1 protein-coding gene is annotated in these 11,677 nt (G+C 53.8%); it reads left to right on the top strand.

Translation table 11 applies throughout. From position 1 onward, the window contains the following. Positions 1 to 150 precede the first annotated feature (150 nt). Positions 151 to 11,661: a DUF5801 repeats-in-toxin domain-containing protein gene (locus tag Q0835_RS26210; protein ID WP_298965834.1), complete on the top strand. Its 11,511-nt coding sequence runs from the start codon at positions 151 to 153 to the stop codon at positions 11,659 to 11,661. The last annotated feature ends 16 nt before the right edge of the window (positions 11,662 to 11,677 follow it).

Genomic DNA, 11,677 nt, shown 5'->3' with positions numbered 1-11,677 from the left:
ATTGACCATGGTACAGCGTCTGATCCTGCAACGCCTGCTGATGAAGAAACGCTGACGCTGGACTTCTCCTCGCTTCTTAGGGCTGAAGACGCAGACGGCGACACGATTGCAATCTCTGCAAGCCGCTTCCAGATCGAAATCATCGATGACGTGCCGGTCACTTCAGATGTGGTCAGCATTACGGTCGACGAAGACGACATTTTCAATCTGCAGTCACAAGGCAACAATCCTGCCGATGGTGACGCAGACGGATCGACTACTGGAGGTTTAGACGTCTTTGGCCCGGCATTTGCCAGCGGTTCGATTGCAGGCACCGTTTCGTTTGGAGCAGATGGGGCCGCAGCCAGCGATGGTTTTGCTTTCGCCGCGGACGCAGCAACGACAATGGAAGCGCTTGGGCTGAGTTCAAATGGTGAAGCTCTCTCATTTACGGTTACAACAGTTGGGGGAGCCACATTCCTTGTCGGATATGTCGACAACGGCAACGGCGTCTTTAACCTCTTTGCCGACCGTCCGGTAATCAGCCTTCAATTGAATGCTGACGGGGACTACATCGCACGACTTCATGATCAGCTTGATCACGTGGCAGGCAATGGAGAAGACGCTGAGCTCGTCGCGGGCGCTGGTTCTTTGGATGAGATCGATTTTGGAGCCGTTATCGAAGCGACTGACGGTGATGGCGATACCATTGGTCTTGCCGGGCAGTTTCTTGTCAGTGTTACGGATGACGTGCCTGAGCCGGATATCTGGGTAGACGACTACGTTCGCATTGATGAGACTTATGGTGATCACAGCGACAATGTCTTCAACGAGACGACAGGCCAGTATAATCCGAATGTTGTCGCGCTCTTTGCGGGTGTCACCAATCCTGGATCCGATGCGGATCTCATTGGTGAGATCTACGCAAGGTTTGATGTCGTCGATTATGACGTGAATGTCGGTACGGATGAAACCGCAACACGTGAACTTGAGCTTCGTATTGATGATGCGGACTCAGGGCTCTTCACAACAGAAGATGAAGCGATCACGTTGACACTGGAAGATGGGCTTGTGATTGGCCGGATTGCATCGGGTGAGGCGGTTTTCGCTATCCACATCGATCTCCGAGGCCGTGTCAGCATTGTTCAGTATCAATCTCTGAAACACCCGGACTCAACAAGTTCCGATGAACACATTGACCTTGCAGGTAAGCTTTCGGCAGTTCTGACTATTACCGATGCTGATGGTGATGAGGTGTCCACTGAGGTGTCGATTGGTGCCGATGTTACCTTCGACGACGACGGTCCGACTGCATTCCGCAATGGTTCCAACATCGGTCTGGATGAAGCGACACAACTTGGCGATACTATCTCGGGCCAGTTGCAGTTTGATGGTGGCGCAGATGGAGCAACTGTCACTGATGTCAGCTTCTTTGCGCGCAACAATGGCAACCTGCGTGCGCTTGATGTTGAAGAATCGGGTTCAGACCGTCGCATCGATCTGACAAGCGGCGGCGAGTCGATCACTACAAATACATCCACAGATCCAAGTGGTGTGATTACCGTCACTGGAATAATCGCGAGCACTGGAGCGACTGCGTTCACGCTCGTTGTTCAGCCGGACGGCAACTACACTTATGTACAGGACGTCGCGTTTGATCATCCTGATGCTGATGAAACAGGCGTAGACGATCCGATCGCGCTTCGTTTGAACTTCACCGTTACAGACGGCGATGGTGATACGGATGAATCCAGCGCGCTAATCTTTGTGGAAGACGATGGACCAGACGCTCTTTGGGCGGGTTCTCACATCGCTGGAGACGAAGCGACGCAGCTCAATACGCCGATTGCCGGAACGCTTCAGTTCGACCCTGGCGTTGATGGTGCAACGGTCACCGAAGCGACAATGGGATCACGCGGCGTTTATGTGAACCGGTTTGACCAGGAAGAACCAGCTGGCTCTCAGCGCGCTGAATTGAGCGTGGGTGGTGAACTTGTTACCTGTACGTCAACAACTGACGCCGGTACTGGCGTCATTACGATCAATGGCGTGACGGAAACATCCGGAGCACCGGTCTTCCAGATCATTGTTCAGCCTGATGGCAGTTACACCTATGAGCAGTTCGTTGGGTTCGATCATCCAGATGCGGGTGAAACAGGCGCTGACGACGTTATCGCTCTGCGCATTGACTTTACGGTCACTGATGGTGACGGCGATACGGACAGTGCCGGTGCTTACATCAGGATTTCCGACGACGGTGTTGCAATCACTGCTCCTTCAATGGAGACGGTTTTTGAGGATGGCACAACGGCGCTGACGGGTGTTTCCCTTGATGTAGACTGGGGTGTTGATGATGCGAACCCGACTGACGGTGCCGGCTCCGCTGACCGCTCCGTATCCTTTGCCTCTGCGACTGCAGAAACCAACGTTACGGTCTCGGAACCAGGGGGAACTCTGTCTACCGCGACGCTGACCTCCAATGGCAACGACGTTGACTTTGTTCTCTTTGGCACAGTTCTGATCGGTTACACCGGCACTGCGCCTGCCGATGCGGCGGATCTGACAAATGCTGTCTTTACAGTCACACTTTCAGATGACGACCCGGCGGGCAGCTATGATTTCACATTGCTGCAACCGCTTGACCATGCAGCGCCGAGTGGCACAGATCACTACATCGATCTCGCCTTTGCCTTCAACGCTACGGATTCTGACGGTGATGTGAGTGCGGACAGCAGCTTTACCGTTCGGGTTGATGCTGCCGGTACGATCTCCTCGATTGATTATTCGGCATTGACAACAGGTGTCTTTGTCAATCTTTCCGACGATTCCGAAACGATCGATAGCCAGACAGTGGCTGCGGATACGTCTACCGATCGCACCGGGCAGGGGCCTGTCGTCGGCATTGACAGCGTTGCCGGCGTTGATGACGCAACCGGCGGCTCTGAGGCCGACATTCTGGTTGGCGGTGATGAAAACAACGAGCTGATCGGTGGTGCAGGAGACGATACACTCAAAGGCGGTGCTGGCACGGACATTCTGCGTGGTGGTGACGATACCGATACGGCTGTCTTTACGGGTTCGGTGCTGGATTACTACTTCGAGCCTTACGGGAATGGCGAAACAAGAGTAACGGATACCCGGCCAAGTGGAGACGGCGTTACCCGTCTTTTTGAAGTTGAAAAACTCCAGTTTTCTGAAGGTACATACACGCTTGTTCGTGGTGGAAACGGAAACAACACGCTGACGGCTCCCGATGGAGAGCCGCATCTTGTACTCGGTTTCCAGGGAAGCGATACCCTGACTGGTGGTGCGGAGAGTGACGTTCTCATCGGCGACAACAGCATAGATTCTACCTGGCAGGCAGGTAACGATATTCTCGATGGACGTGGTGGAGACGATATTGTTCTCGGCGGCGGGGGAGACGACACCATTATCTGGCGCGTCGGCGACGGCAATGATGAGATCGATGGCGGTGCCAACACCGTAGTTGGGGACACATTGAATGTGCTCTCCACTGCAGCAGGCCAGACCATTACGCTCGATGCTCCTGGTGACGATAATGATGGTTTCACTGTAACCTCCAACGGCGAAACAGTGGATGTTGATGATGTCGAGGAAGTTTCCGTCGACTTCTCCGCTGGCAGCGGAACACTGAATGTTACCAATGACTTCGTGAACTCCGGTATTAACGTGAACACCATCACCGTCGAAGGCGGAGATGATGCGGACATAGTTGACGCCAGCGCGATGACGGGCACTGATCCAGATTCCAAAGTCGGGATCGATTTCAACGGCAACGGCGGCGACGATATCTTCAAGTCCGGCGTTGGAGATGACACATTCACTGGCGGTGAAACAGGTGAGACTGTCGGTGACACGATTGTGCTTTCTGGCAATCTGGATACCTACACGCTCACACTCGTGAAGGACGCCAATGGCTTTGTAATCGACATTTCCCAGGTAGCAGACAACGGTTCCAACAACACGGGCACGGACAGCGTTTCCGAGATTGAAGTGTTCTCGTTCGCCGATGGCGACCTAGACCTCACTGCTCCGGTTCAGCTGTTTGACGTCTCTGGAAATCTCGTTGCAACCTTTGGAACCATTCAGGCAGCGGTCAACGCTTCTGCTGCACGCAGCACCACTGATGATGTTATTCGTCTGAGCGAAGGCACCTATGCCGAGGACGTGACTGTCGGTCACGCCGTTTCAATACTGGGTCCGAACACTGGAAAAGCCTGGGACGATGGCAGCCGCTCCAATGAAGCTGTCATTGACGGAGAGATGACGATCTCCGCACCAAGCGGCACAGTTGTCATCGATGGCGTGACGATCGAAAACAACAGCGGCACGGGCGTCAGTTTCACGGGCATCAGCATTGAAGGCGATGCAAATGTCACCGTTGAGAACACAATCTTCGATGCACCATCGACATCTGCCAATTCGAATGGGGATCGTGCGATCGACGTCGTCTCCGGCGCCGATGGCACGATCACGGTCGACGAAAGCAGCTTCGGCGGCAGCAAATCCGGCCACTACGGCAGCAACTGGAACTTTGCCGTCAGCTCGTCGTCCACGGGTGCTGAATTTATCATCACCAACAACGACTTCTCGTCCGTAACCTATGCGGTCATCCTGGCGTCGTTCAACGACGACGGTTCTTCGGCGATATCGGGCAATACGCTTACGCGGGTTGCCTATGGTGTTCGAATTGACTCTATTGTTGGTGACAGCGAACTCACCAGCATTACAAACAACGAGTTTGTAAATGTCATCAATGATTTCGTGCTGAGCAATGTTAGCACTGACATTGAGTTCGATCTGGACGCGACCAACAACTCCAGCCCGGATACGCTGAAGGTTGTAACGGGCAGCGGTAATGACGAAATCACCGGCACCAGCGGCAACGACGATCTGCGCGGCAACGACGGTGATGACACCTTCATCATGAAGAATGGCTTCGGCGACGATAGCGTTGACGGGGGATCAGGCGGCACTGACAGCGATACGCTGGATATGTCTGCAGTAACCAGCGATCTTACTTTCGACGGCCGGCCAACAACGGTGACTGATGGTGTCGACACGATCAGCTATCAAGAGATTGAGTCTGTCATCAGTGGCGATGGCAACGACCTCTTTACAGATCGCTATCTAGGAACCGACATCACATCTGTTTCGATGGGTGGTGGAAACGATACGTTCAACTGGTGGATCGAGAGGGGACGCTCGCTCGATGTCGATGCCGGCACCGGCAATGACACTGTCAGGATTGGCGCGGACACTGGCGCAGGCAGCACTGGGCTCTTTAACGGAACCGTCGACGGAGGAGACGACACTGACACCTTGCAATTCGGTGTTATGAAAGACGGTGGAACAGGCTTTGCGGTCACCTTCACGGGTGACAACAGCGGCACAGTGCATTCCATAGGTGGCGAAGCCCACATAACGAATTTCGAGAACTTCGAAATATTCAACCTGTTCCGCAATCCTTGGTGGGGTACTGACGACATCATTGATGCGTCAGCATCGAGTGCTAACCTCACGATCAATGCCAATTCCGGCAATGACATTGTCATCAGCGGCCTGGGCGACGACATATTGGACGGCGGCCGTCAAAACAGCGGTGACAATGACACTGTGTCCTATGAAGGTGCTACTTCAGCCGTTACCGCTAATCTTGAAACAGGCACTGCGACTGGAGGCGGTGGCACAGACACCCTGTCGAATTTTGAAAACCTGACTGGCAGCGCGCTTGGGGATGACCTAACTGGCGATGGCAATGGCAACATAATCGTTGGCCTTGGCGGTGATGACGACATCACGGGCGCTGCTGGTTCCGATACGCTATTTGGTAATGATACAGACCTCACCAATTCCACGAATGTTTTGGCACAGGCTGGTGAAAGCGATACAGCGATCTATTCCGGAACAGCATCCGATTACAGTGTCACATTGGAATCTGATGGAAGCTACTTGGTCACACACATTGTTAGTGGCGATGTTGATACGCTTTATGGCATCGAGGGCATTGATTTCGGTGGGGACGGTGTCGACTTCGATCTATCTGCAAACGTTCTTGTTTTTGATGCATCCGGAAATCTAATTGGCACGTTTGGAACGATAACAGAAGGTGTCACGGCAGCCGATCCGGGCTTCACGGTCCAGGTCAAGGCCGGTAGGTATGAAGAGCCTGTCACCATCAGTGAGGGCATTACGCTTGTAGGTGCCAATGCGGGTATTTCCGGCACTGGAACCCGCGGCGCTGAGACAGTGATTGACGGTCTTGTGACGCTGACCGGCACAGGCGCTATCACCATTGACGGCGTTCAGTTCCTGAACGACGAGCCGGTTGGTGCACGCGGCCAGCTTGATCTGGTGACTGTTGCCTCCGGCGCAGGCCACACAATCGAGAACTCAATATTCCTGAGCACCGTTGCGGGGGGCGATACGGGTGGCATTCACGATGTTGCTCTGATGATCAACACGCTGGCCACCGGCTCCGTTACGATTGAGAACAACCTGTTTACTGGCGATAGCAGCTTTGATGATGGTGACAAGTACTCAACGGCCGCGTGGGGAAGGGGTATCTGGTCCAATGGCGGTGGTATCGCTACCACCATCGATGACAACACGTTTCAGAACACACGTACGGGCGTTAATCTGGACGGCTATCAGAACGGTGCGTCCAGTGTAGACGGCAACACGTTTGTGGACGCTGGAAGTGGTATAAGTGTTGGAATCGGGTCGACGCCTGGCAACATCGACAACAACAGCTTCACCAATGTCGATACGGACTTCAATCTTCGGAACCTAACGAATGACATAACGTTCGATCTGGCGGGTAACACTGCTCCGGATGGAATCGTTGTTCTCGGCGGCTCCGGAAATGATGACATCACAGGTAACTCCGGCGTTGAGTTTTTTGACGGTCGCGGCTTCTCAGATCCCTCTGGCAACGATCGTTTTGAGGGCAAGGGCGGCGACGACATCGTATTTGCCCGTGATGGTGAAGACACGGCAGTATTTAGTGACACTCTTACGGCTGCGGACGTCTCCGGGATTTCTGGCGAAAATCTGGGCAGTTATGGTGTTCACGACGGGTGGCAGGTTGCAACAGCAACTGAAGGCACAGATAGACTGTTCGGTGTCGAAATCATTGAACATGCTGGTGGCCAGATTCTTCTTGTCGGCAACGGAGGCTTCGCAACCATCCAGGCGGCTGTTGATGCAGCAAGCGCTGGGGACACCATTCTAATCGCGCCAGGCACGTGGTCCGGCATTGGCAATGAAAACATAACGATAGACAAGCCGCTCAACATCGTCGGGCATGGGACTGTCACGATCGATGCCACAGGTTCTGCATATGGCTTTGACGTTGATATGGATGCTGACTATCCAGCTGGAACGGTCAGTTTCGAGAACTTGACTGTTGTCAATGCAAGCAGTGCCGGCATCAGGGCTTCGGACACCGATATCCTGGGTACACTTGAGTTGGACGGAGTTGAGCTTAACGACAACGGCAATTTCGGTCTTTATGTTTCCGGTAGAACGGACACTTCGACCAATGTGGGCGGCGGTTTCGACCGGGCAGGTGTTCAAACACTTGTTGTCACAGGCTCCGATTTCGATGGCAATGGAACCAGTGGTGCCAACGGCAGTGGTGATATCGTTCTGTTCGAATTTGACGGAAATGCTTCATTCAGCGATGTGACTATCACAGGTTCGACAGCTGGTAGCGCAAACACTGCGATACAGATTGCAGGCTTCGATGCGTCCACTTATCAGTCAAACCTGGAAGGCGCTCCAACCTACAGCTATGACGTGCTTACACCAATGGGAACTGTGATCTTCGAAGATGTCACAATCTCCGGCGACTACAGCAAGTTGGGCCTTTATATCCACGGCTTTACAGACATTACCGGTCTTGTGTTCAGGCAGAGCACAATCACACCAGGTGACCCTGGGACTGTCATTGACGTCACAGCTGGCTGGGGAGTGGGCCTTGGCATCGATCCGATGGCCGATCAGCTGCCAACTGGCACAGCTGGTACTCCTGGCAATGCGGGATCGTTCTTCAACGATGCCAATGCAGATGGCTCAGTCGACCTGACCTACATTTCGGTAGCCGATGCCGGAGGTATTGTTACTACCTTCGTGGATGGAACGACGAAAGATGATGTCATCACCGGTACCTCAGGTGCTGACGCGATTACAGGTTTTGAGGGCTCGGACACAGTCAATGCCGGCGGTGGCGATGACATCATTAACTGGCGTGTTGGCGACGGCGCAGATCTGATTGATGGCGGGGGGCATGATACGGCAGGCGATACGCTCAATGTCTTCGCAACGGGTGCTGGTCAGATTATTGATCTCACAGCAACCAATCCGAATTTCGCTGTTTCAGACGGAACCAACTCCAGCGCCGTCCGGAACGTCGAAGAGGTTGTAGTCGATTTCTCGGCGGGTGCCGGGACGCTCAATATAGTTGGCGACTTCGCCGGTTCCGGTATCAACGTCAATACCATCACCGTTGAAGGCGGAAGCACTGCGGATACCGTCGATGCCAGCCAAATGACTGGGACAAGCCCGGACTCTAAAGTCGGCATCGACTTCAGTGGCAATGGCGGCCAGGATCGGTTCATCTCTGGCGTTGGCAACGACGTGTTTGATGGTGGTGGAGGTACAGATACACATGAGGTGAATGGTGTCTTCTCCGATTATGAAATCACTTTCGACCCGACCACTGGTTCATTTGAAATCAAAGACACCAGAACCAGCGGGCGAACTGACGGGACTGATATCGCCACGTCAACCGTCGAACGCATCGAAGACTCGACTGGTGCTCAGCTCGTTCTAACCAACCAGATTTATTTGTTCGACGAAAACGACTTCCTCGTAAACACGTTCACGTCCATTGCGGATGCGGACAGTGCAGCAAGCCCGGGATATCGCATCTACATTGATCGGAATGTTGCTGACCGTGACGTGACGATCACTGTCGACAATTTGAGGATTGAAGGTTCATCCAACAAAACCGGTTACGAGTTCACTCTCGACACAGGTGTAAGCGACATCACGCTATTGGGGGATGCGCCTTTTGATGTGGTTGGGAACAATCTGGCCAATGTCATTTCCGGCAATGCGGGAGCAAACGAAATTAGTGGTGGTAACGGTGCCGACACGATTGACGGCGGTGCCGGTGCCGACACCTTGAACGGCAATGGCGGCAATGACCGGTTCCTGCTCGACGGAGACGAAATTGGAACGACGATCGATGGCGGTGGCAACACCGACACGATTGAGTTGACTGGTGACATTACCGTTCAGGACTTCGATCCCAACAATGTTGAGCGCATTCAGACCAATGACCATGCAATCAATGGCGATGGTGGAAATGGTTCTAACCGTACGATTGACCTGCGTGGCATGACTTCGGTTGATGGCAGTGGCTCAACCATCGCAGCAGGTGTGACTGTCAATGCCGGCCAAGGAACGGATACTGTTTGGGGAACCAATCAGAACGATACTCTGAACGGCGACGATGGTAATGATACGCTGAATGGTGAGGGCGGAGACGACAAGCTCAACGGTGGCTCGGGCAACGACACCATCAATGGCGGTTCTGGCGCCGACACGATCGACGGCGGTGCCGGTGCCGACACCTTGAACGGCAATGGCGGCAATGACCGGTTCCTGCTCGACGGAGACGAAATTGGAACGACGATCGATGGCGGTGGCAACACCGACACGATTGAGTTGACTGGTGACATTACCGTTCAGGACTTCGATCCGAACAATGTTGAGCGCATTCAGACCAATGGCCTTGCGATCAATGGTGATGGTGGCAACAGTTCCAACCGGACGATTGATCTGCGGGGGCTAACTTCGGTAGACGGATCCGGTTCGACTATTGCAACTGGAGTTACGGTCAACGCTGGTAGTGGGACAGACACTGTCTGGGGAACCAACCAGAACGATACGCTCAATGGTGAGAATGGCAACGACACCCTGAATGGTGAAGGCGGTGATGATGAGTTGAACGGCGGTTCCGGGAATGATGAGATCAACGGTGGAACCGGCAATGACACAATTGACGGTGGCACTGGTTCTGACACGCTGAATGGCAATGGCGGCAATGACCGGTTCCTGCTCGACGGAGACGAAATTGGAACGACGATCAATGGCGGTGGCAACACCGACACGATTGAGTTGACTGGTGACATTACCGTTCAGGACTTCGATCCGAACAATGTTGAGCGCATTCAGACCAATGGCCATGCGATCAATGGTGATGGTGGCAACAGTTCCAACCGGACAATTGATCTGCGAGGCATGACTTCTGTTGACATTAACGGCGCGACGTCAATAGGCGTGACCGTCAATGCTGGACGAGGAACAGACACTGTTTGGGGAACCGAACAGGAGGACACCCTGAACGGTGAAAACGGCGATGATACTTTGAATGGCGGTGGTGGCAACGACAAGCTTAACGGTGGTGCGGATAATGATGAGATCAACGGTGGAACCGGCAATGACACGATTGACGGTGGCACTGGTTCTGACACGCTGAACGGCAATGCCGGTGACGATCTCATCCTGCTCGACGGAAACGAAATTGGAACGACGATCAATGGGGGTGGTGACACCGACACGATTGAACTGACCAGTGACATTACGGTGCAGGACTTCGATCCAACCAATGTCGAACGCATTCAGACCAATGGCTATACGATCAATGGCGATGGTGGCAACAGTTCCAACCGGACGATTGATCTGAGGGGCATGACGTCCGTTCACTATCTGGGAGCAGCGATCGCCGCGGGCGTAGTTGTGAACGCTGGTCGAGGCATCGACACTGTATGGGGAACCGAACAGAACGATACTCTGAACGGTGAAAACGGCGATGACACGCTGAATGGTGGAGGTGGCGACGATTTGCTGAACGGCGGCGCTGGGATCGATACCATCAACGGTGGTAACGGAGCTGATACGATCAATGGTGGCGCTGGCGCTGACATTCTAAACGGTAACAGCGGCAATGACACATTCGTCCTCGAGGGGAATGAGATCGGTACTCTCATTGATGGAGGTGGAGACACCGACACGCTCTTGCTGACCGACCACATTACCGTTGATGAATTTGATCCAAACAATGTGGAGAGAATTGACACCGGCGGCCATGCGATCAACGGAACCAATCAAAATGGCAACCCGAACACGATCGACTTGTCGGGCTTGTCTAACGTCGGCATTGGTCCGGTAATACTGAACGGCCTCAGGGGTGATGACACCATTCTGGGAACCGAGGGTGAGGACCTTATTGCTGGCGGTCTTGGGGCGGACACCCTGACAGGCAACGGAGGCGCAGATACGTTTGTTCTGGACTCCCTGGCTGACGCTGACCTGATCACCGACTATGACTTCAGCGGCGACGGTGACAGACTCGATATTTCGGCGCTGCTAGGCCTCGCATTTGGAGGTGGCACCGTCGATGAGACAGTCGTCTCAGGTGATGTTCGCGCCGTTGATGCAGGTGGTGGAGATGCGACGCTGCAGGTCGATGCCAATGGGGGAGGCAATAGCTGGCAGGACGCTGCGACACTTGAAAACGTGTCGATTGGCGAGACCATCAGGGTTGTCTTGGACGCCTCCGATACAGAATCGTCAATTACGGTCGCCTAATCGATCCGAACTACAA

The organism is uncultured Roseibium sp., assembly GCF_947499295.1.
Classification (GTDB): domain Bacteria; phylum Pseudomonadota; class Alphaproteobacteria; order Rhizobiales; family Stappiaceae; genus Roseibium.
The sequence above is the reverse complement of the archived record's forward strand: the minus strand, read 5'-3'. Positions and strand labels throughout refer to the sequence as shown.